This window comes from Micromonospora sp. WMMD967 (assembly GCF_029626165.1).
GTDB lineage: Bacteria > Actinomycetota > Actinomycetes > Mycobacteriales > Micromonosporaceae > Micromonospora > Micromonospora taraxaci.
This window is the reverse complement of record NZ_JARUBK010000001.1, coordinates 884,036-905,499: the sequence shown is the minus strand read 5'-3', so window position 1 is coordinate 905,499 and position 21,464 is coordinate 884,036. Positions and strand designations below refer to the sequence as shown.

At 69.7% G+C, this 21,464-nt stretch carries 18 protein-coding genes; 8 read left to right on the top strand and 10 right to left on the bottom strand.

Translation table 11 applies throughout. The features are described from left to right. Window positions 1-32: 32 nt before the first annotated feature. Genes eccCa through O7631_RS04255 form a run of 3 tightly spaced genes read left to right on the top strand, consistent with a single transcriptional unit; the run spans window position 33 to window position 5,250 of the window. Window positions 33-3,929, top strand: coding sequence for a type VII secretion protein EccCa (gene eccCa, locus O7631_RS04265; RefSeq protein ID WP_278143106.1), 3,897 nt, complete (start codon window positions 33-35; stop codon window positions 3,927-3,929). After that, entirely contained in the window at window positions 3,929-4,288 is a 360-nt protein-coding gene (locus O7631_RS04260; RefSeq protein WP_278143105.1) for a hypothetical protein, read from the top strand. Before eccCa ends, O7631_RS04260 begins: the two co-directional genes overlap by 1 nt. Next, the gene (locus tag O7631_RS04255; protein WP_278143104.1) at window positions 4,273-5,250 is read left to right on the top strand and encodes a DUF6177 family protein; all 978 of its coding nucleotides are present in this window, start codon (window positions 4,273-4,275) and stop codon (window positions 5,248-5,250) included. The genes O7631_RS04260 and O7631_RS04255 overlap by 16 nt, the downstream gene beginning before the upstream one ends. 4 nt (window positions 5,251-5,254) lie before the next feature. On the opposite strand, the gene O7631_RS04250 is transcribed toward O7631_RS04255, so the two are convergent. The 8 genes from O7631_RS04250 to O7631_RS04215 all read right to left on the bottom strand — a co-directional run bounded on the left by O7631_RS04250 (window position 5,255) and on the right by O7631_RS04215 (window position 13,904). Beyond that, a complete protein-coding gene (locus O7631_RS04250; RefSeq protein WP_278143103.1) occupies window positions 5,255-5,950 on the bottom strand; it encodes a hypothetical protein in 696 nt (231 codons plus the stop codon). Between the two features lie 131 nt (window positions 5,951-6,081). Next, the gene (locus tag O7631_RS04245) at window positions 6,082-6,417 is read right to left on the bottom strand and encodes a hypothetical protein (protein ID WP_278143102.1); all 336 of its coding nucleotides are present in this window, start codon (window positions 6,415-6,417) and stop codon (window positions 6,082-6,084) included. 5 nt (window positions 6,418-6,422) lie between these two features. Beyond that, entirely contained in the window at window positions 6,423-8,717 is a 2,295-nt protein-coding gene (locus O7631_RS04240; RefSeq protein WP_278143101.1) for a YwqJ-related putative deaminase, read from the bottom strand. Next, window positions 8,714-9,073: a DUF6507 family protein gene (locus tag O7631_RS04235; protein WP_145778476.1), complete on the bottom strand. Its 360-nt coding sequence runs from the start codon at window positions 9,071-9,073 to the stop codon at window positions 8,714-8,716. The genes O7631_RS04240 and O7631_RS04235 overlap by 4 nt, the downstream gene beginning before the upstream one ends. Window positions 9,074-9,114: 41 nt before the next feature. Continuing rightward, window positions 9,115-9,420, bottom strand: coding sequence for a pore-forming ESAT-6 family protein (locus O7631_RS04230; protein WP_278143100.1), 306 nt, complete (start codon window positions 9,418-9,420; stop codon window positions 9,115-9,117). Between the two features lie 21 nt (window positions 9,421-9,441). Next, a complete protein-coding gene (locus O7631_RS04225; RefSeq protein ID WP_088987184.1) occupies window positions 9,442-9,777 on the bottom strand; it encodes a hypothetical protein in 336 nt (111 codons plus the stop codon). 152 nt (window positions 9,778-9,929) lie between these two features. Continuing rightward, window positions 9,930-10,457, bottom strand: coding sequence for a class I SAM-dependent methyltransferase (locus O7631_RS04220; RefSeq protein ID WP_278143098.1), 528 nt, complete (start codon window positions 10,455-10,457; stop codon window positions 9,930-9,932). Between the two features lie 222 nt (window positions 10,458-10,679). After that, window positions 10,680-13,904, bottom strand: a complete 3,225-nt coding sequence (locus O7631_RS04215) for a S8 family serine peptidase (protein WP_278143097.1) — start codon at window positions 13,902-13,904, stop codon at window positions 10,680-10,682. 182 nt (window positions 13,905-14,086) lie between these two features. Between O7631_RS04215 and O7631_RS04210 the strand changes: the two genes are divergently transcribed. After that, window positions 14,087-14,587 (top strand): sigma-70 family RNA polymerase sigma factor, encoded by a 501-nt coding sequence (locus tag O7631_RS04210; RefSeq protein WP_278143095.1) that lies wholly within the window; start codon window positions 14,087-14,089, stop codon window positions 14,585-14,587. Next, entirely contained in the window at window positions 14,580-15,275 is a 696-nt protein-coding gene (locus O7631_RS04205; protein WP_278143093.1) for a hypothetical protein, read from the top strand. The genes O7631_RS04210 and O7631_RS04205 overlap by 8 nt, the downstream gene beginning before the upstream one ends. 15 nt (window positions 15,276-15,290) lie before the next feature. Here the strand turns inward: O7631_RS04205 and O7631_RS04200 are convergent, their stop codons facing one another. Further along, on the bottom strand, window positions 15,291-15,926 hold the full coding sequence (locus tag O7631_RS04200) for a hypothetical protein (protein WP_278143092.1): 636 nt from the start codon (window positions 15,924-15,926) through the stop codon (window positions 15,291-15,293). On the opposite strand from O7631_RS04200, the gene O7631_RS04195 reads away from it, so the two are divergent. From O7631_RS04195 to O7631_RS04185, 3 genes are all read left to right on the top strand, one after another. Further along, complete coding sequence (locus O7631_RS04195) at window positions 15,898-17,352, top strand: HupE/UreJ family protein (protein ID WP_278143091.1); 1,455 nt, start codon at window positions 15,898-15,900, stop codon at window positions 17,350-17,352. The genes O7631_RS04200 and O7631_RS04195 overlap by 29 nt on opposite strands. 143 nt (window positions 17,353-17,495) lie before the next feature. After that, on the top strand, window positions 17,496-19,475 hold the full coding sequence (locus tag O7631_RS04190) for an FN3 domain-containing metallophosphoesterase family protein (RefSeq protein ID WP_278143090.1): 1,980 nt from the start codon (window positions 17,496-17,498) through the stop codon (window positions 19,473-19,475). A 91-nt stretch (window positions 19,476-19,566) separates the two neighbouring features. After that, window positions 19,567-20,634, top strand: coding sequence for a DUF916 domain-containing protein (locus tag O7631_RS04185; RefSeq protein WP_278143089.1), 1,068 nt, complete (start codon window positions 19,567-19,569; stop codon window positions 20,632-20,634). A gap of 12 nt (window positions 20,635-20,646) precedes the next feature. Here the strand turns inward: O7631_RS04185 and O7631_RS04180 are convergent, their stop codons facing one another. Next, window positions 20,647-21,345 (bottom strand): YoaK family protein, encoded by a 699-nt coding sequence (locus O7631_RS04180; protein WP_278143088.1) that lies wholly within the window; start codon window positions 21,343-21,345, stop codon window positions 20,647-20,649. Between the last annotated feature and the right edge of the window lie 119 nt (window positions 21,346-21,464).

Genomic DNA, 21,464 nt, shown 5'->3' with positions numbered 1-21,464 from the left:
GGGTTGCGAGGCCCGTGTCCACGATGGAACCAATGGTGCTGGACGCGCCACCGCAGCTCCCCGACGGCCGATCCGCGGTGGGGCTCCAGGCGCTGCTGCCGATGGCCGGCGCGGGCGTGGCGATGAGCATGATGATGTTCATGCGCGGCTCCGGCTTCGCGGCGCTGGGCGCGGTCGTCATGGTCGTCGCGCTGGCCGCCGCCGGGGCGATGTACCTCACCCAGCTCGGTAAGGCCGGTCGACAGCGTCGGGTGCAGCGCGAGCGGTACCAGGACTACCTGGAGGAGCTACGCGAGCAGCTCCGCGAGGACGAGCAGCGCCTCCAGGAACAGGCGACGGTGCTGGATCCGCCGGTCAGCCGGCTGCTCGACGTGATCCGCAGCCCGGCGCGCCTGTGGGAGCGTCGTCGCGCGGACATCGACTTCCTGCAGGTACGGGTGGGCATGGGCGCGCTACCCGTGCGGCCGATCCAACTGCGCGAACAGAGCACACCGACGAACCCGCTCGACCCCTTCATGCGTCACGAGGCGCAGTCGCTGATGCGCCGATTCGAACTGACTCCAGGGCTGCCGCTCCGGGTCGACCTGGACTGCGCCGGCGATGTCAGCGTGATCTCACCGGACCGGGACGCGGTGGTGGCCCTCGCCAGCGCCATCCTCGTCCAGGTCGCCGCGTTCCACGCCCCGGACGACGTGACGCTCGCGATCGTCACCACGCCGGAGCGGGCGACGAGCTGGCAGTGGGCGCGTTGGCTGCCGCACCTGCTCGACCGGTCCTCGATCGGTCCGAGCGGCCCGACCCCGCTGCTGGTCACCGCACCCGAGACGCTTGCCGAACTCCTCGCCGGGGATCTGGAGGAGCGGGCCACGAGCGCGCTCAAGTCGTTCCGCCACAACGCCGGACGGGCCGAGGCCCGTACGCGCTCGCGGCTGCTGGTCATCGACGACGCCCACGGGCAGGTTGCCCGGGCGCTGGCGAGCCCCGACCAGTTCGTGGGCCTCGGGAGCCTCGGTGTCACAGTGGTCCACCTGCTCGCCGACCGGCTGCACGAGCCCGGTGACATCTCCCGGCGAATCACCATCGACTCCGGTTCGCTCGTCCTGGAGGATCTCACGGCGTCGCCGCCGATGACAGTGGTCGGCGCTGTCGACGAGGTGCCGGTGCCCCTGGTGGAGGGCCTCGCACGGGGGATCGCACCGCTGCGGCTGTCGGCCGACTCGTACGACGACGGCACCGGCACGCCGCCGGCCGACTTCCAGGACCTCCTGGGGTTGTCCGATCCGACGAACCTGGACCTGGCCACGCTGTGGCGGCCCAGGGGCGAGCGGGACTTCCTGCGTGTACCGATCGGCGTCGACCCGGTAGGACGCCCGGTGATGCTCGACCTGAAGGAATCCGCGCAGCTCGGCATGGGCCCGCATGGCCTGTGCGTCGGCGCCACCGGGTCGGGCAAGAGCGAGTTGCTGCGGACGCTCGTCCTCGCCCTGGCGGCGAGCCACCCACCCGAACGGTTGGCGATGGTGCTCGTCGACTACAAGGGTGGTGCGACGTTCGCACCGTTCGCCGAGATGCCGCACGTGTCCGGGCTGATCACCAACCTGGTCGCCGACGCCGCGCTCGTGGAACGGATGTACACGAGCCTCGACGGTGAGGTGCAGCGGCGCCAGCAGTTGCTCGCCGACGCGGGCAAGGTCACCGACATCGTCGAGTACCACCTGCTGCGCGCGGTGCAGGGCGAGCGCAGCACCCTGCCCCCGCTGCCGCACCTGCTCGTGCTCATCGACGAGTTCGGCGAACTGCTCGCCGCCAAGTCGGAGTTCATCGACCTGTTCCTCCGGATCGGGCGGATCGGCAGGTCCATCGGGGTGCACCTGCTGCTGTCGAGCCAACGGGTCGAGCAGGGCAAGATGCGCGGCCTGGAAAACTACCTGGCCTACCGCCTCGGGTTGCGCACCCTCACCGAGATGGAGTCGCGCACCGTTCTGGACACTGTCGACGCGTTCCAGCTTCCACCTCTGCCCGGCAACGGGTACCTGAAGGTCGACGTTTCCATCTACCAGCGGTTCAAGGCCGCCTACGTGTCCGGTCCCCTCACCGACGGAGCGGACGCCGAACTCGCCCCGATCGTCGGCCCGATGGCGAAGCCGATGCCGGTGTTCGGCACCGTCCGCCGGGACACCGACGACGACATCCCCGAGGAGCCGAAGGCGACCAGGCGCACCACCGGCCCGACGTTGCTGTCGACCGTGGTCGAGCAGATGGCCACGAGTGACCAGCGCGTCCAGGCGATCTGGCTGCCGCCGCTGCCACCCGCACTCACCCTCGACCAGGTGGCCGACGGGATCCGCAGCACCCCCGAAGGTCTCCGGCTGGACCTCGCCGGGCAGTCCGGCACCGGGCTGCGGGTACCACTCGGACGCCTCGACGACCCGGCCCGTCAGTGGCAGGGCCCCTGGCTGGTCGACCTGGCCGGCAGCGGTGGCAACGCACTCGTGCTCGGTGGCCCCGGCACCGGCAAGACGACAGCGCTGCGCACCCTGGCGCTGGGTCTGGCCACCACCTACCGTCCGACCGACGTCGGCATCTACGGCATCGACCTGCTCGGCAACGGACTGGCGGGCCTGGGCGGGTTGCCCCACGTCGGCGGCGTCGCCGCTCGCGAGGACCGGGAGCGCATCCGCCGCACCGTCGACGAGGTGCACGCGATGCTCGCGCAACGCCAGCGGATCTACACCCAGCACCAGTTCGACACCATCGACGACCTCCGGGCCGCCGACGAACGCGTACGCGCGGAGGTCGGCTGTGTCGACGTGGTGCTGCTGATCGACGGGTACGGCCAGCTCAACACCGAGTTCGAGAGCCTCGAACCCAAGGTGCACGACCTGCTCGCCAGAGGCGGCCGCTACGGCATCCACGTGATCGGCACCGCCCGGCGGTGGAACGAGGTTCGCGCCGCCCAACAGGTCGCCTTCGCCAACCGCATCGAGCTGCGGCTCACCGAACCCGCCGAGTCCAGCATCGACGGCAGGCTGGCCCGGGGCATCCCGTCGGACCAGGCCGGCCGGGCGCTGACCAGCGGCAAGCTGTTCGCCCAGATCGCTCTGCCGCGCCTCGACGGTCAGCCGGATCCGGCGAACGCCGGCCTGGTCGCGGCGGCCGAATCGGTACGGGGATCGTGGTCGGGGCCACTGCCGCCACCCGTGCGGGTGCTCCCCGCGGTGCTTCCGCTGGCCGACCTCGCCGGCACCCCCGCCGGGCACGGAGTGGTGCCCTTCGGCCGGTTCGAGAGCGACTTCACCCCCGCCGTGCTCGACCTCTTCGGTCAGGACCAGCACTTCTTCGTCCTCGGCGACCCCCGTACCGGTAAGACGAACCTGTTGCGGCTCGTGGCCGAGGAGTTGATGGGGCAGTACACCTCCGACGAGTTGGTGTTCGCCGTGTTCGATCCACGTCGAGGGCTCGCCGACGTGGTGCCGGACGCCTACTGCGGTGGGTACGCCACCAACGCGACGCTCGCCCAGCAGTTGTCGGCAGCGGTGTGCAAGGAACTCGCGACGAGGCAGCCGTCCGAGTCGGCGCGGCCACGGATCGTGCTGCTCATCGACGACTACGACATCCTCGCCGCGTCGGCCAGCCAACCGCTCGGCGCGTTCGTCCCCTACGTGGCGGCCGCGCGCGACACCGGGCTGCACGTCGTCATGTCACGTCGGGTGGCCGGCGCCTCGCGCGGCCTGTTCGAGCCGTTCCCACTGGCCGTGCGCGAGGCCGGTTGCCTGAGCCTGCTCATGTCCGGTGACCGCACCGAGGGGCAACTGTTCACCGGGGTCCGGCCGACGGTCCTGCCGGTGGGGCGCGGGCAGCTCATCCGCCCCGGTCACCCCCCACGCATGACGCAGACCGCGTACCTCGGCGAGACCAAGGAGCGCTGATGACGTACGACACGGTGGCCCTGTGCCGCTCCGAGCCCGACGCCGCCACGATGATCGGTGCCCTGGTCGCTGTCGGTTCCGACCTCAAGATGGACACTGTCGACTCTGCCGGGTTGGTGCAGTTGTTCGACCCTGCCGACGGTCGGTTGTTGCTGACCGTCGAGACCGCGCGGCTGGTTCAGGTGCCGGGGGAGGCGGAACGGTTGCTCGGTGTCACGCTCGACGACTCCTTCGGCGGCAGAGTCTGGTGGGTGGAGAGCCGGGCACCGGACGGTGACCCGCGGGCCGCCGAGGTGACCCGCCGCTTCACCACCGCGCTGGTCTCGATAACGGGAGGACTGACATGGGCGGACCGATGACCGGCGCGACCGACACGATCACCGACCGGGCCGTCGTCCTGCACCAGAACCGCGCGGTGGTCGGCCTCTCGCCGTGGCTCGCCGAGGCGGCCGTCGACGCGGTCCGCAACGGGTTGCTGCTCCAACTCGTCACACCGGCCGACGGCGCCATCACGTACCCGCTCGAAGTGATGCTGGCGCAGGCACAGGGGCAGTGGGTGGTGCGCGCCGGCGACCAGTACCGCGACGGGCTCACCGGGCTGCCCCTGCGCTGGGACGGCCGATGCTTCTCGGCGTCCAACGGGTCGCCTACCGGTGGTCCGCTGCCCACCGCCGTACCCTGGTCCGGCGGCCTGGAGATCCAGATCGTCACGCTGCACCCGGCCACCGAGGCCCTGGACCTCGGCGCCAGCACCGAGGCCGCCGTACGCGCCCTCACCGGCAACGATCCGGTCGGGTGGGGCGTCGCCGAGCCGGTCACCGAGCGGTGGTCGCGCCGTGAGCTCACCTCGTTCTGCCGTACGCGGGCACCGGCACCATCCAGCGTGGCGATCGTCGGCGGGGAGCGACGTTCGGCGCTGCTCGGGGTCCTGACGGTCGAGCGGGTCGACGTCGGCGTCCGCGAACAGCTCCGACTCGCCGGCCCTCCGCTGTCGGAGGTCGATGAGGAAACGGTCGAGGCACTCGCCGAGAAGCTGGCGACGACAGTACGCAGCATGATCGTGACCGTGCACCCGGGCCGATCCGGCGGGCTGCGGTCGAGCACGCCGAGCCTCCCCGCGCTGCCGCTGGGCATCCTGGTCGGCCGTCAGGAACAGGCGCTCGACTCCGAGCCGGAGGTTATCCCGGGCCGGGCGCTCGGCCGGGGCGCGCGTCGCGCGTGGTGGTACAGGGTGGACAGGGGGCCGGGCGCCCCGTACGAGAACCTCACCGCCGTGTTGCGCAGGTACGGCCTGAGCACCGCCGGCCAGGGCGCCGGCTGACCGACTAGATCGGTTCGGGTGCGCGGTCGATGCACGAGCTGACACTCTCCGCCTCGGCACGGGTCCTCTCGTGCAGACCCGGCTCGTTGGCCAGGCGATCGAAGTAGCCCTTTTCGTCGGGGCCGCCGAGATCGAGGATCGTCGGGATAGTGATGATCGTCAGGCGCCACTGCAGACGAGGAGTCACCTCCTTGAGCAGGTCGACCACTCGGGCTCGGTCCGACTCGTCCAGGTGTTCGGGCCCGACCCGGCGGAGCCACCGAACCAGGCTCTCCGTCGCCCCTCGGAGGATGAAGAAGACCCAGGACCGACCGATGCGGTCGATGACGTCGTCCGGCGGCGTCGTCCAGGTGGCGCCGAAGACGGCCCCCGCGTCCAGGTACGCCTCAGCCCAGTCACGGACCCTCTCGGGTGTGACGTCGGCGAGGGTCGGCATCGACTGCTTGAGCCTCGCGTACAAGACGAACCAGTAGTCGTCGAAGAACGCCCGGGGAAGACCCCAGTCGGTCTCGTCGCCGTATCGGTCCTTGACGTCCATCAGGTAGGCGAGACACAACTCCAACGCCCGTACGGCGTCGGCCCGCTGCTGCGGGTCGGGCGGCAGTTGTCGCGTCGCTTTGCCGCGCGCGACGGGATCCGCCAAGCCCCAGGGTGCTGGCAGGGCGGCCAGCAACTCGGGGGCAACCCAGGGACCGGTCACAGGAAATCAACTCCGTAAGGGCTGACGACGTCACAGGCTGCGCGTCGGGCTCCCCGCGAGCACTTGCGGGACTTCGACGCGCAGCCTGTTCATCGGATGCGTCCAGGCGGACGTGCTCAGCTTCCTGTCACCTAGCTCTCGATCGGAGTGCCGTCCTCGGCCCAGCGTTGCTGGCTGAGCATCCTGCCCTGGTCGTCGAACTCGACCCGGCTGGCAAGGTTGCCGTTGCGGTGCCACTCCTCGTGGACGCCGACAGCCGTGCCGTAACGAACGCTGCCCTCAGCCTTGCGCTCGCCGGTCGGGTACCACTCGGCCGAAGGGCCGTCCTCCATGCCCTCGAAGTACGTGGTGAGGGCGACGACCTGACCCTGCGGCGAACGTTCGACCACCTCGCCGGTGAACGGCTCGCCCTGGTAGGTCACCCGCAGGTCGTCCTCGGTCTCGACGTCGTCGTAATCGACTCGCATAGTGCTTACTCCGGGATGAACGCGCTGTCGGGGTGGCCACTGTCATAGGTGAGACGCCCGGCGTTGCTGGGCGTGCCCGCCAGCAGCCTATGGCAGTTCGCGCAGCATGGTGCGGGCACTGGCCCCTCGTTTCGGAACGGGAATCGGTTGTCGACACGGAACTCGGACATCACTGAGGCATCGACGTCCGGACCACGCCTATTCAACATTTCATTGACGGCTTTGACCTCTGCGTGCCGCAGCGGGTTGTCACCGTGCGGGTACGGGGTCATTACCTGCTCACCGTCGCGCATCATCGGAGTGCCGTCGCGGTTGTACTGCGGGTACGGGCCGTTGGCGCGCATCTCCTCGAGGCGCTCCCGGAGAATCGGATGCAGTTTGTCGTCGGGGATGACGTCTCGGGGACGCCCGTTGATGCCCTCGAAGATCTCGCCGGTACGCAGGTCCACCGCGACCGAGTTGACCGGCCCCGCGTCCTTCGCCGAGAACGCGCCGTTGGTGCGCATGTCCCGGATCTCGTCCGTGCGTCGGGTGGCCGTGTCACGCAGGTACTCGTCCAGTGGCTTGCCGTCGACGTGTGTGATGAGACCGTCGGCGTCACGGGTGAGGTCGCCCTCCACTCGGCCGATTACCTGTGGCTTGGTGCGGTCTTCCGGGATGCGCTGTGGCGCCTCGGCCGATCCGTTGTCGTCGGGAGTGGTGCCCGGGCTGTCGTCCGGGAGGTTGCCGGGGGTGTCGTCGGGAAGGTTGCCGGGGGTGTCGTCCGGGAGGTTGCCGGGGGTGTCGTCGGGAAGGTTGCCGGGGGTGTCGTCGGGAAGGTTGCCGGGGGTGTCGTCCGGGAGGTTGCCGGGGGTGTCGTCGGGAAGGTTGCCCGGGGTGTTGTCCTCCGGCAGGTTCCTGGTCGGTGGGGTGTCGCCGGGCAGGTCTCGGACGGGTGGGGTGTCGCCGGGCAGGTCTCGGACGGGTGGGGTGTCGCCGGGCAGGTCCCTGAGGGGTGGGGTGTCGCCTGGGAGGTTGGTGCCGGGGCCGGGGTTGTTGCCTCCGGGACGGTTGCCGCCGTCCATGTTCATCTGATTGCCGCCGCGCTCGTTCGGCATCTCGACGTCGAAGCCGCGGGTGGTGGGTACGTCGCCCGCGATCGAGGGCACCAGCCCGAGCTGCGGAATCTGGATGTCGAACTTCTTGGCGAAGTTGATGGCGACCTCGCCCACGGTGGGGAGGTTGTCGAGCCAGTTGCCGGCGCGGACCAAGCCGGCGCTGATGCGGGCGGCGGTCGCGCTGCCCCGGATGCCGTTGACGGCTGCGCCGGCGCCGCGCAGACCGGAGGCGGCGCCCTTGGTGCCGACGACGGCGGAGACGATGTTGAACGCGGCGAGGCCACCTGCCCTCGACTTGTCCTCACCCCACATGTCGTAGGCGATGATGGTCTTACCCGCGTTGAGCAGGAGGTTGCCGGCTTCGCGTTTCTCCATGAACGGCATGCCGACCGTCTGGTCGATCACGATGGTGACCGGGTTGACGTAGATGGAGACCGCCCAGACGAACTTGCCGAGGCCCAACCATGACTGACCGGCGGTGCCCCAGCTCCATTCGCCGGTGGTGGGGTCGCGGCCGATCAGCGCACCGAGGTCTCCGAGCATGGTGACGAAGCCTTCGCCGATGCCGCCGAAGAACGCGCCGACGTCACCGAGGAAGCCACGGTCGTGTTCCTCGGTGCTGCCCCAGGGCAGCGCCCCATCCTCACCCGCCGCGGCGTTCAGGGTGTTGGCGTCGAAGCCGTACTCGCCGTCTTCGACTGTGCCGTCGGCGTTGTCGGCCCGGTACTGGCGGCCACCGTAGAGGGCGTTGATGGTGTTGGCGCACTTGCGTTGCGCTTCGAAGAACGCGGCGACCTGCGTGTTCACCGCGGAGATCAACCCGTTGTGCTTGTCGACCTTGCCTTCGTCCTCGCGCCAGTCCTCGTCGCCGTTGGTGGAGGCGACGAACTGTTCGGCTTGACCCTTGAGCGCGGCGAGTTGGGCCTTGATCTCCTTGACCTCGCTGGCGTACGTGGCCAGGGCGGTGCCGACGGCCTGGACGTCCTCGCCGACCGACGCTGACACGGTGCGGATCGGGCCGGAGGCGGCGAACAACTGCGCCGCCTCCGGTGCCTCGTAGACCGCGGCCAGACCCTGCCAGGTGGTGTCGACAGCCTGGCCGGTGTTGGCGAAGTCGACGCCGGTCGTCTTGATCGTTTGTGCGTGGCTGGCCAACAACTCCATGTTGCCGGGGATCTGCGGGATCTCACCCGGATTGATCATCGTGGCACCGCCTGACGGCCCGGGCCCGGCATCGTGGCCGACGGGTCGGGTGCCGCCGAGGCGCTGCGCTGCGCGTTGGCTGCCATGTCCAGATCGCCCTGGACATAGGCGTTCGTCGCCTGCGCCGCCGCATTCATACACGCCCCCGTGCGAGTGAACACGAACTCGAGGTCCTTACGGATCGACTCCACGAAGCCCTGAAGCGCCTGCCCGACGATCTCCGAACTCGACTGGACGGCAGAACCCTCCAGTGCCGAGTTGAAGTTCTTCATCTGCCCCTCGAACGGGGCGGCCGCGGCATGCGTGCGATTCAGGACGTCACGCACTCCACCGGGGGAGATATCCCAGGCGCTCACGCTAGTGCTCCCTCGTCAACACTGGTAAGTAGAAGCCGGGCTCAGCCGATGGACTGCACCGCCGTGCGCGCCTTGGCCAACGTGGTCGTCGCCGTGTCGTCGTTCTTCACCATGGTGGTCTTGACCAGATCGATGATCGTGCGCACCTCACTCGCGGCGCGGTTCCACCGATCCTCGACCGTCCGGTACTCGTCCGAGACGCCATCGGCCTGGAAGTCCGCCATCGCCGCCGAGACGTCGGCGCTGCGTTGCGAGATCACCGCCTCCAACCGGGCGATGATCCCGGCGAGGTCACCCTGAACCTGCTGCGAGGTGCTCACGTCAAAACTGCGTCGGTCCGTGCTCATAACCTGCCCACTCCCCCGGGATCAGCGGCTGCTCGAGAACCTGGCGGCGTCGAAGTTGGCGGTCCCCGCCGCCGACGACGCGTTGTCGGCCATCTCGGTGTCACCCTGACCGAACGCGGAATCCATTCCGCTCTGACCGCCGAGAATCGCGCCCAACGCAGAATTCAGCGCGGCGGTGATCGAATCAGCGTTGGCCTTGAACGAGTCGAAAGCCACCCGACCCGCACCGTTGAAGTTGCCCTGCAACGGCTCGGCGGCGGCAATCAGCTGCTTGATCAGACTTCCGAGATCATCTGACGAACCCTGCGTCTGCTTCGTGAGGCTGCCGAGAGTCTGCGCCCCCATGTCGAACTTCATGCCGATCCCTCCCCGAGCCGGGATGAATAACGTTCGCGGTCAATGCTACGACACCTCTGCAAGCCGGATAGGGCATGCACCGGGGGTGATAGATCAAATTGACGGTTGCCCCGCTGAGTCCCGGAAATGGCGGCGGCCAGTGGGGCCCTGGCCTAATCGTTCGGTGTGCCGCTGACGCAGGTGAGCACACGGCCCTTGCCGCGAACGACGCTCGACCTGGTTGTCGCGAAGCCGTGGGCTTGGAGCAGCAGCTCGGTAGCGGTGAGATTCGCGGTGGCGTGTGCGGCGCTGGGTCGCTCGCCGAAGACGTAGAGCTGGCCACCGGGCGCGAGCAGGCTTCGTGCCCGGTTGACGTGCTGGGTCGCGTCGCCCAACCAGAAGAGGCTGACGTTCACCGCGAAGATCTTGGTGAAGCGGTGAGCGGCGAGGTCGGCAGACTCGAAGCCGGCACATCGGATCTCGGCCCTACCGGCGTCGATGTGGCTCGCGTTCCGTTCGACGGCGAGTCGGACCATCGTCGCCGAGCGATCGACGGCGATGATCCGACCGGCCTTGAGCTGGTCGGCGACCAGGGAGACGGCAGCTCCTCGACCGCAGCCGATTTCCAACACCTGGTCGTCGGGTGCGACGGCCATCATCTCCACCGCCCAGCGTTGTCGGTGCGCTGCGGTCTCTCGCACCGGTTCGTCCGGCGTGGGGGCGTCGTCACCGTCGGTGGAAGCCGGAGGGCGGTTCGGCAGAGCGCGCGTCCCATCCTCACTCGTGGTGTTTGCTCTGCTCACGCATCTGATTCCACCCTGCCGGACGGATCCGCGCACCGTGTCCTCGGTCACCGGTGCGGCGTGTCGGGGGTCGATCCGGGGCGGCGGCCGACGCGGGCACCGCCCCGGACCCGGCTGCCGTCAGGTGATCCGGTACGCCCGTTTGATCGTCTGGGTGACCGTGTTGCCGGCCGTGTCGGTGGCGGTCATTCGCAGCGCGACGAATCCGGGCCGGCGTGGATGGCTGATCAGGGCGACGTCCCGGAGCACCGGCAACGCGACCCACGTGCGGCCGTCGTCGAACGACGCGGACACCGTGAGCGAGCGGTTGGCCGCCGCCTTCGAGTCAGCCTGCCGGTCCAGCGTCACCGGAATCGTCATGATCCGGCCCGCGCGGGCCGTGTTGGTGTCGTCGAGCACGGGCATCGGCCGGACCGTCGTCAGTGGCAGCCGTTGTGGCGACGCCGTGTACGCCGAGGTGAAGGTCCAGGCCACCGAGACCGACGTCGACAGGGTGTCCGGGGCACCCCGGGTGATGGTGGCCTCCAGACGGTAGGCGGCCTTGGCGGCGGGTACCGCGAACTCCGCCCAGGGGCTGTCCGAGGTGCCGACCTCCTTACCGTCGCGCAGCAGGCGGATCTGCGTCGGCCGGTCGTCGCGGCTCGCCGGGCGGCCCATGGCGTCGCCGAACAGGGGCAGCGCCGCGACCGAGATGGTGTCACCGTCGCGGCCGGCGTACCCCAGGGGTGCGAGGGCCGGGGCCTGGGCCACGGTGGGGCCGAAGGGCGCCGCGTTCCAGGTCTGGGTGTACGACCTACCCGCCGTGAAGGTCGACTCCTGGGTGGTGCTGTTGTCCCCCTCGACGAGGGTGGACGTCCAGGTGATGCCACCGTCGGTGTTGTAGTACTCGGTACCGTGGAACGGCAGGTCGACCGGGGTGCGCGAACCGATCGGGCCGGAGCCGCCGGGTGCCGAGGCGCGGTGGAACCGGGTGGCCGTCGTCGTCGTGGACTGGCTGCGGTAGGTCGTCCGGACGGTGGCGAGGTTCTTCGGTGACAGCTTCCTGGCGAGGCCCGTGAACATGTCGCCCTTGCTGACGTACGCCATGTCGTAGGTGTAGGGGCTGTTCCGGAAGGTGCCGTCGCGGCCCGGCCGGGCGAGCCCGACGCCCAGTGTGGCGGTGAACTCGGGTGCGGTGACGGCCGGTCCGATCCGGCCGAAGAAGACATCCGCGACTGACGTCCCGCTGAGTTGCACGCCCGGGTAACGGAAGCCGTCGTCCCAGTTGGCGCTCACGTTGATCGAGGTTGCTGCGGCGTCGCGCTCGGGCACGGTCACCGCCACCGGCTTGGCGCTGCGGGCGTCGACCGCCTCGGTGACCGGGCCGCCTACGTCCAGCACCGGCTGGACGAGCATGGTCGAGACGTCACCCTCGTGGATGGTGCTGTACAGCGCGTAGCGGCCCTTGGGAAGCCGTAGGGTGCCGCCGCCCGGGGCGAGGGTGCTGAACTCTCCGGTGGTCAGGTTCGCCGCCACCGTCGTGTACTCGGTGGCGGGCTTGCCGTCCCGGCCGGTGTGGTCGAGTCGTACGTCGTAGCTCTCGATCTCACGGTTGAGCACGAAGGGTGTGCGTACCCGCAGGTCGCCTGCGCCGCTCGCGGTCAGCGCCCCCTGGTAGACACCGTCCGGGGCGTCCGCCCGGGTGTCCACTGTGATCGTCGCCTCGGCACGGCCACCGGCCGGCACCACGAGCGTTGCCGGGCTGACGGTGAGCATGCCGGCCGGAGCGGGAGCGACGGACAGGGTCAGGGTGACCGGGATGTTTCCCGTGTTGCGGTAGCCGACGACCTGGGTGAGCGGGGTGTCGTCGGCGTGCGGCCAGCGTTGGACCGGAAAGTCGATGGCGGCGACGTCGGCGGCGACCGGCTGGGCGACAGCCCGGGCGATGTCGACCCGGCCGGCGCCCTGCTCGTAGACGGTGTCCTCGCCGGTCGGTCTGGCCGAGCCCATGAGGGCGGCCTTGAGCTGCGGGCCGGTCCAGTCCGGGTGCTGCCCGGAGAGGATGGCGGCGGTGCCGGCCACGTGCGGGGTCGCCATCGACGTACCCGACATGGTGGCGTAGTCGCCGCCGGGGGCGGCGGCCACGATGTCGACGCCGGGCGCGCTGATCTCGGGCTTGATGTGGTTGTCGCCGACGCGCGGACCCCGGCTGGAGAAGTAGGCCCGCTGGTCGTCGGCGTCGACGGCGGCGACGGCGAGGGCGTCGTCGGCGGAGGCCGGCGAGGAGATCGACTTCGGCTTGCCCTCGTTGCCGGCCGCCACCACGAAGAGGGTGCCGTGGCGGTGGCTCAGCTCCTGGACCGCGGTCTCCAGCGGGTCGAGACCTGGTGCGTCGGTGCCGCCCACGCTCAGGTTGACCACCCGTGCCTGCGGCGCGAGCCACTGCATGCCGGTGATGATGTCCGAGTCCTGGCATTCGGTGGTGGCGCAGACCTTGCCGACCAGCAGCTTCGCTCCCGGTGCCACACCTCGGTACCTGCCACCGGACGCGGCGCCACTGCCGACGATCGTCGACGCCACGTGGGTGCCGTGGCCGACCGCATCGCTCGGGTCGTTGCCGCCGGTGAAGTCCCGGACCTCGGTGAGGTGCCCGGCGAAGTCGGGGTGGTCGACGTCGATCCCGGTGTCCAGCACGCCGACGGTGACGCCGGTTCCGTCGAACCCTGCCTGCCAGGCCGCCGGCGCGCCGATCTGCGGCACGCTGCGATCGAGAGAGACCTCGCGCTTGCCGTCCAGCCAGACGTGCGTGACCCCGGCGGCGAGGGTGCGCGCCGACGTCGTACCGCGGGTGAGCGAGGTCCAGAGCGTGACCCGGTCGTCGCGGTCGGCCCGGACCGCCAGTGCGTGCGCGGCCGGCAGGTCGGCCCGCACCCGCCCGTCACCCTCGGCGGTCGCGGTCCGCGCCTGCGCCGGCCTGTTCTCGGGGTACGCGACCAGCAGCGGCAGTTCGGCCGCCCGGTCGTCGTAGCCGAACTCGCCGAGCGTGGTGAGGTCGAACAGCCGCCGGTCGAGCCGGCCGTCGCGCAGCAGTGGCATCGCGTCGACCGGGACGACGTACTGGTGGCCGTCCTCCCGGCTGCTGACGAAACGCATGCCGGCCCGCCCAGGTCCCCGCTGGATCTCCGGGTGGCCTGTCGCGTCCAGCGAAACCCGGTCGCCGGTGATCAGGGTGAACGTCCCGGGAGTGCCGGAGACCGCAGCCGTCGGCTGCTCCTGCGCGCTCGCCGGTTGGGCCGTCAGGCTCACCGTGACCAGCACGGTCGCGAGTACGCCGGCTGTCAGGGCGCGTCGTTGCCGTCGTCGCACATCGTCCTCTCCGCCACGGGCCTCTCCCGGGGCGGCACGTTGACGTCTGGCTGGGTCGTCAGGTTGATCACTTCGGTGTGACGGTGGTCACAAATCCGCCCCGCGCTGCTCGGGCCGGTCCACCCCGGCGGGTTGCATGCGGGCGGTGACCAGGGGACGAGGCGTGGGAGGGCACCGGTCGGATGCGTGACGCCGAGGAGTTCGACGCCCTCTACGCGGCCTGTGCGGGGCGGGTCGTCGGTCACGTGTACGCGCTGACCGGCAACCGTGCCGAGGCGGAGGACGCTGTCGCGGAGGCGTTCATGCGAGCCTGGCAGCGTTGGCGGACGGTCCGGGAGACGGACAGCCCGGAGGCCTGGGTCCGCCGGGTGGCCTCACGGATCGCGGTGAGCAGTTGGCGCAAGGCGTTCAACCGGGTACGCGCCCATCGTCGGGCTGCCGTCGACCAGGGGGTGCCGGGTCTGAGTGAGGACCACGTCGCGCTGTTGCAGGCGCTCCAGCGGTTGAGTGCCAACGAGCGCCGGGCCGTCGTGCTGCACCACCTCAACGACCTCACCGTCGCAGAGGTGGCAGCGGAGATGCACGCGCCGGTCGGGACGGTGAAGACGTACCTCGCCCGTGGGAGGAGAGCGATGGCCGGGCTGCTGGCCGACGAGCACCAGGAGGAGACCTCCCATGGCTGATCCGCGCGACGATCTCGCGGCGATCGCCGACGAGGTCCGGCGAGTCGCCACGCTGCCGGGGGCCCAGACGTTGCGCCGTCGCAGCGATCAACGGCGGCGACGCCGGGCAGCCGTCGGCACCGTTGGCCTGGCCATCGTGGCTGTCGCGGCTGGCACCGCCGTGGTGCGGGCGCGTGCCGACGTCGAGACGCCCGCTGGTGGTCCGGCGAGTCAGGCCCCACCGTCCGTGGTTCCGTCCGCGACGGCCTCGGCCGGACCACAGGAGATCCTCGCCGGCGAGCGTCAGGTCCGCATCGTGGTGCCGGGCATGAAGGGTGCCGCGTTGGCGATCAGCGTCGGCACCGACCAGGTGCGGGCCATCAGTGAGCCGGGCGTCGACGACGCGGTTCGGTGGGTGCTCCGCCCGCAGGGGGACAGGTACCGGATCGTGCTTGCCGCACCGTCCGGCGGCGGTGAGGTCTGCATGACAGTCGTGCACGACGCCGCGCCGGGGAGCGTACGCGGTCGGACGTGCGACGCGGCGGCCTCGACGCAGCTCTTCCGGATCGACCAGGTCGCCGACGGGAGTTATTCGATCTTTCAGGGCAGGCGCTACGTCCAGGTGGTCGACGGCACCAACGCTCTGGTCCCCGACCTGCCCGAGGGCCTGACCACCACATATGAGTTCGAGGACCGTGGGCCGAGGTAGGCCGCTTCCGTCCGTCTAGAGCCAGACCACGATCCCGGTCAGGTCGTTGAGCACGGCGGCCACGCCCGCCCGGACGGCGGCGGCGCACCTCTCTCCGGTGAAGGAGGCCGGGTCGTACGTCGACGACGCCCCGAGCCCTTCGCCACGGAACGACGCGCCGTCCCAGTCGACGGCTGTGACGTTGTGGGTGGGCTCGGCCAGTTCCGCGCCCACCACCAGGAACTTCTCGTCGAGGTGGCTCGGGGTGACTAGCGCGAGGGGGTCGATGAGGTCGTTGCCCGCGCTGACGATGAGGTCCGGACCCATCTCCATGGCCTTGGCGATGTGGGAAACGGCGTCGTGTGCGTTGCCGACGACGATCGTCCGGAGGTCGACGTGCTCGTCGTCCGCCCACTCCTCGACGGCTGTCACGAGGGCCTTGGTCGGGGCGTCGTCGCCGGCGGTCAGCAGCACCACCCGGTAGTCCTTCGGCGGGTGGACGTCGTCCCAGGAACCCGGCCGCGGAGTGATGGTCGCTTCCGGAGCGGGCTTCGTGGAGGGGTCGACGAACCCGGGGCCGAGTGTGCCGATGGCGCTGGGCGCCGGACGCGGCTGGGACCAGTCGTCGCCGGAACTGCAGGCGGTGACCAGCGCGGCGGTCGCGGCCAACATGGCAACGGCCCGAAGCGGGGGGCGCAAAGTGATCGTCCTCCGGAAGGTGGCGGGGAGTGCGCGTACTTTCTCGTATTCCTATCGCAATTCCGGCCGGCGGCAATCTGTGGGTGCCCGTTCGAGGATTTTGTTTTCCGGTGGTTCGTCGGCGCGCGGGTTGGAGTTCACCCACGGCATGCAACGTGCACTGGCCAACCGAGGGAGTCGCATGTTGGGCCGCGTCCGCCGCACCGTTATCGTCACCGCTGTCGGGATCGCCGCGGCCGTGATCCCGTTTTTGGGCGCCCAAGCGGCGTCCGCACACGGTTTCTCGTCGACTGTGTACACGAAAATCACGTCGGGAGACGAGGGTCACATTCGCACGGCGGTCGAACTCGAATACGACCTCCTCGTCGTGTCGGCCGCCGATGCCGGTGGCGACGATCCGCTCTTCCAGGCGGGAACCGCCGCCTTCGAGGCTGGCGACTCCGGTGCCCAGGCCGCAGCCCTGAAGAGCCACGCGTCGACGGTCCTCGGCTACGTCTCCGACCGTCTCTCGGTCACGTCGGGGAGTACGGCGTGCCGGCCGACGCAGGTGGGCGACGCGACGATCGGCGAGCGCGAGGGCGTGCCGTACGCCGATCTGCTGTTGGACTGGACCTGCGCCCAGCGGGTCGACGAGCACGAGGTCCGCAGCGACCTCTTCCCGGACGGCGAGGGCTACGTCAAGGGCACCAAGACGATCGTCACCTATGAGATCGACGGCCGTACGGGCAGCGCGGCGCTCGACGCGGCCCACCCCTCCTTCTCCACCGGTCAGGCGTGGTACGACCGGTTCGGGGAGTTCTTCCTGCTGGGCGCCGATCATCTGCTGTCCGGGATCGACCACATCCTGTTCCTGCTGGCGCTCATCGCCGGGTCGCGGCGGCTTCGCGAGATCGTGCTCGCGGCCACCAGCTTCACCCTGGCGCACTCGGTGACGTTCATGCTCGCCGCCCTCGGCCTGGTCGAGGTGCCGGCGACGATCGTGGAGCCGGTGATCGCGTTGTCCATCGCCGTCGTCGCGGGTTGGCACCTGTGGGGGATCTGGCGGCGGGGCACCCACGCGGCCGACCTGGAGACGGCCGGGCACGGGCACTTGAGCCTGGACCGGGCCGGTTGGATCCGCTTCGGCGTGGTGTTCTGCTTCGGTCTCGTGCACGGCCTGGGCTTCGCCGGCGCGCTGGGCATCGACGAGGCGTGGTCGTGGACCCTGCTGTGGTCGTTGTTGGTGTTCAACGTCGGCATCGAAGTTGTGCAGTTGACCATTATCGCGGTCGTCTTCCCGCTGTTGCTCGTGCTGCGTCGCCGTGCGCCGAAAGCCGGTATCTGGGCGACCGGGGCCGTTTCGGGGGCGGTGTCCATCATGGGGCTCGTCTGGTTTGTGCAGCGCATTTCCGGGTCCTGAGTAAGGCTAAGTAGTTCGTGAAGTGCAGTCTTTCGCAAGATCATGTTCATGATCGGTTCATCGGGCGGCGAAAGCGTGGATTCGCTTCCCCAGTGTCGGGTGAAGACACATCCATTTCTCTATTTGAAAAGGGAACAATGTCGATGACATTGAGCACCTCGACACGGGCCTCCGGGCTCGTGCGGCGGCGCCTGGTCGCCGGAGTCGTCGCCGGCTTCCTGGGAATGGGAGCGGCCCTCGGCAGTGGCCTGACGGCCACCGCGAGCGCGGCCGAGTCCACCACGATCAGCAGCGTGATCCTCGGCGTCGGCGCCAACGAGACCCAGCGCATCGTGACCTGGTACTCCTCCGCCGACACCGCGCAGAAGATCCAGCTCGCCCCGACCGCCGAGATCGTCAACGGCGAATTCCCGGCGGGCGCCGTGAGCTTCGACGCCGTCGGCGCGGCGAACACCTCCACCACCGGGTTCAACCGGCACGCCACGATCAGCAACCTGCGTGAGAAGACGGCGTACTCGTACCGGGTCGGCGCCGAGGGCAACTGGTCCCCGACGTACGCCTTCAAGACGCAGGACTTCGAGGGCGACTACGACTTCCTGTTCTTCGGTGACCCCCAGATCGGCTCCTCCGGCGACCGGCTGAAGGACCAGGCCGGCTGGGAGGACACCCTGAAGGTCGCGACCGCGGCCAACCCGAACGCGGAGCTGCTGGTCTCGGGCGGCGACCACGTCGAGTCCGCCAACGACGAGGGTCAGTGGACCTCGTTCATGGCGCCCGACCAGCTGCGTCAGTACCCCGTCGTCGCCACCATCGGTAACCACGACGTCGGCGGCAAGTCGTACGAGCAGCACCACTTCACCCCGAACACCGACCGCACGGCCCCGTACTACGACAACGGGAACCCGGCGGGCACCAAGTCCGGTGGCGACTACTGGTTCGTCTACAAGGACGTGCTGTTCATCGACATCAACAGCAACAGCTACAAGCTGCCGACCGACGGCAGCAACGCCGGTGACGCCGCGCACGTCGCGTACATCACCGACGTCGTCAACAAGCACGGCTCCGAGGCCAAGTGGAAGGTGCTGGTCTACCACCACTCCGTCTACTCGCCGGCCAGCCACGCGACCGACACCGACAACAAGCAGCGGCGGGAAGACTTCACCACGGCCTTCTCGAACCTCGGCATCGACATGGTGCTGCAGGGCCACGACCACAGCTACTCGCGCAGCTACTCCATCAAGAACGGCCAGAAGGAGAACCCGGCCGAGAAGCCGGGTGCTGCCGACGTGTTCCCCGGCCCGGGTGGCGTCATCTACGTGACCGCCAACTCGGCCTCCGGCTCGAAGTACTACGACATCAAGAAGCCGGACACCACCGGCACCGGCATCCGTGGCAACGGCCCGGACCCGCTGGACCCGAACAAGTACTGGTACAACTCCGTGCAGAACCAGGAGCACGTCCGCAGCTACGTCAAGGTGCAGGTGCGCGGCGACAAGCTGGTCCTGGCCAACATCCGCAGCGGTACCTGCGCGGCGCCGAACGCGTCGGTCGAGAACGGTCTGTCCTGCGTCAACACCCCCGAGGGTCAGCCGGTCGGCTCGATCGTCGACAACGTGACGGTGCACCCGTTCAACGGTGACGGCCAGTCCATCCAGGTCAACGTGCCGAACCCGGCTCCGGGCGAGTTCGGTTGGACGATCGACGGCTACAACGGTCTGGTGGACCTGGGTACCGCGCAGGAGCGTAACGGCACCTACTTCCAGGCGAACGGCAAGATCAACCCGATCCTCGTGTCGGACAGCCGCCGCTCGCTCGCCCCGTGGTCGATCTCGGCCAACGTCGGTGACTTCACCGACGCCGAGAAGACCTTCTCGGGCTCCTACCTGGGCTGGACCCCGTACGTGCTGGACGCCGGAGCGGGTGCCGAGGCCGGCGCGCCGATCCTGTCGTCCTACGACGACCAGGGCAAGGGTCTCTCGGTCTCCAGCGCCCTCGGTGCGGCGGCCCAGGGTCACCCCCGGGGTGGCGCCAAGCTCGGCGCTGACCTGGACCTGAAGATTCCGGACAGCATCGCGAAGGGTAGCTACCGCACCACCCTCACGATCACCGCGCTGAGCAGCTGACCGGACCGCTCCACTCGGCGGGGTAGGCACCTTCGGGGGCCTGCCCCGCCACCCATTTGCACCCCTCCCAAGATCACCTCAAGGAACCGACATGTACCCGTCCGTAACGCGCTGGAAGACACTCCTCCGTACGACCGCACTGTCAGTGCTCGCCGCCGCTGCGGCCGTCGGTGTCGGTGCCGTCCCCGCCTCGGCGGCGGAGGGCAACGTCGCCTGGACGGTCCGGACGGCCTCCAACAGCTACGGCGAGGCCCGGTCCAGCTACAGCTACAACGTCAATCCCGGTGGTGCCGTCGAGGACGCCATGGTCGTGGCCAACCGCGGTCCCGCGCCGCTGACCCTGGCCGTGTACGCGGCCGACGGCTTCACCACCGACGCCGGCCAGCTCGACCTGCTCACCAGGGACAAGAAGTCCGTCGCGATCGGTGCCTGGGTGAAGGCGAACGCCGAGAGTGTCGTGGTCCAGCCCGGAAAGACCGCACAGGTGCCCTTCACGATCGGCGTGCCGGAGAACGCGACCCCCGGTGACTATGTCGGCGGCATCCTCACCGCGCTGACCCAGACCGACCAGGCCGAGGGCATCAACGTCGACCGTCGCCTCGGTATCCGGATCAAGTTGCGGGTCGGCGGCGAGCTGAAGCCGAACCTCGCGATCGAGGACCTCCACGTCGCGTACGCCGGCTCCTCCAACCCGTTCGCCAAGGGCGACGCCACCATCACCTACAAGGTCCACAACATCGGCAACGCCGCCCTGTCCGGGCAGCAGGGGGTGACGGTCTCGGGTCCGTTCGGCCTGCTGCGGGTACGGGCCGGAGACATCGCCGCGCCGCCGGAGCTGCTGCCCGGTGAGAGCTGGAACGTGACAGTGCCGGTGCACGGGGTGGCTCCCACCATCTCGCTCGCCGCCACCGCGACCCTCACTCCGCTGCTCACCGACGCATCCGGCTCCACCACCTCGCTCAAGCCGGTCCAGGTCACCGCGCACGGCTGGGCCCTGCCGTGGATGCTGGTGCTGGTGCTCGTCGTACTGATCGCGGTGCTCGTCGGCGCGTACCTCTACCGGCGTCGCAGCCGGGCGCAGCGCAAGGTGCGCGAGGACGCCCGCGTACGCGACGCCGTCGAGCAGGCGCTGCGCGGCCCAAAGCCGCAGACGTCCTGATCATGGCTCTCGTCACCGCCGCCGGCCCTGGTCGGCGGCGGTGACTGCCCGACGGCGGGTCAGGCCGGCGGCGACGGCGATCACGGCGAGCACGAGCACAGCCGCCGGCACGGATGCCCAACCGGGGGCGGTGCGAAGCACCACAGTGCCGAGCACGGCACCTCCCACCAACCCCGCGAGCCGCCCCACACCACCCAGATCGGCGAACCGGTGCGGGTCGACGACGCGACGCCGAACCAACTCGGTCAGCGAGCCGGTCAGGTAGGTGGTCGACGCGCCACGTACGCCGGCACCGACAGTGATCACGCTCTGGATGCCGCTCGCCACCGCCGCCGTCCCCAGCAGTACGAGCCCGAAGCCGTACCCGGGACGCGCCGAGCAGGCCATCCAGCCGACGGTGAAGCCGAGCAGCAACACCGCCTCGGCCGCCGTCACCACTGCGGTACGGCGATTCCAACCCGGCATCGTGTGACGCAGCGGCAGCGTGGCGGCGGCGACACCCACCGCGTATCCACCGACCGCCACCACGGCACCCACGAGTGAGCGGACGTCCGCCGTGGCGAACGCGTGGCCGAAGTGCACCAGGTTGCCGGTGATCACACTGGCGAAGTACCCGTCGAGCCTGGTCAGGCAGATCACGTCGACGCAGCCGGAGGCTGCGGCCAACGCCACCAGGAGCCAGGCCGTCGCCCGTACCGACGGAGCCTGCACGGCTGTGCTCCCTCCGTCGTCCTGGTCCGCCCGCCCGCCTTTCCCATGTCCCGACCGGCTACGCCCTGTCGCGGGGCGTCGGTCCGGCCCGGTCGTCCTTGTGGGTGAACGGCGTTCGG

Coding starts and splice junctions, on each gene's coding strand:
- O7631_RS04225 (WP_088987184.1), bottom strand. CDS start 9,777: ATGAAGTTCGACATGGGGGCGCAGACTCTCGGCAGCCTCACGAAGCAG.
- O7631_RS04205 (WP_278143093.1), top strand. CDS start 14,580: ATGGCTGATCCGCGCGACGATCTCGCGGCGATCGCCGACGAGGTCCGG.
- O7631_RS04185 (WP_278143089.1), top strand. CDS start 19,567: ATGTACCCGTCCGTAACGCGCTGGAAGACACTCCTCCGTACGACCGCA.
- O7631_RS04210 (WP_278143095.1), top strand. CDS start 14,087: ATGCGTGACGCCGAGGAGTTCGACGCCCTCTACGCGGCCTGTGCGGGG.
- O7631_RS04255 (WP_278143104.1), top strand. CDS start 4,273: ATGGGCGGACCGATGACCGGCGCGACCGACACGATCACCGACCGGGCC.
- O7631_RS04190 (WP_278143090.1), top strand. CDS start 17,496: ATGACATTGAGCACCTCGACACGGGCCTCCGGGCTCGTGCGGCGGCGC.
- O7631_RS04230 (WP_278143100.1), bottom strand. CDS start 9,420: ATGAGCACGGACCGACGCAGTTTTGACGTGAGCACCTCGCAGCAGGTT.
- eccCa (WP_278143106.1), top strand. CDS start 33: ATGGTGCTGGACGCGCCACCGCAGCTCCCCGACGGCCGATCCGCGGTG.
- O7631_RS04260 (WP_278143105.1), top strand. CDS start 3,929: ATGACGTACGACACGGTGGCCCTGTGCCGCTCCGAGCCCGACGCCGCC.
- O7631_RS04245 (WP_278143102.1), bottom strand. CDS start 6,417: ATGCGAGTCGATTACGACGACGTCGAGACCGAGGACGACCTGCGGGTG.
- O7631_RS04240 (WP_278143101.1), bottom strand. CDS start 8,717: ATGATCAATCCGGGTGAGATCCCGCAGATCCCCGGCAACATGGAGTTG.
- O7631_RS04200 (WP_278143092.1), bottom strand. CDS start 15,926: ATGTTGGCCGCGACCGCCGCGCTGGTCACCGCCTGCAGTTCCGGCGAC.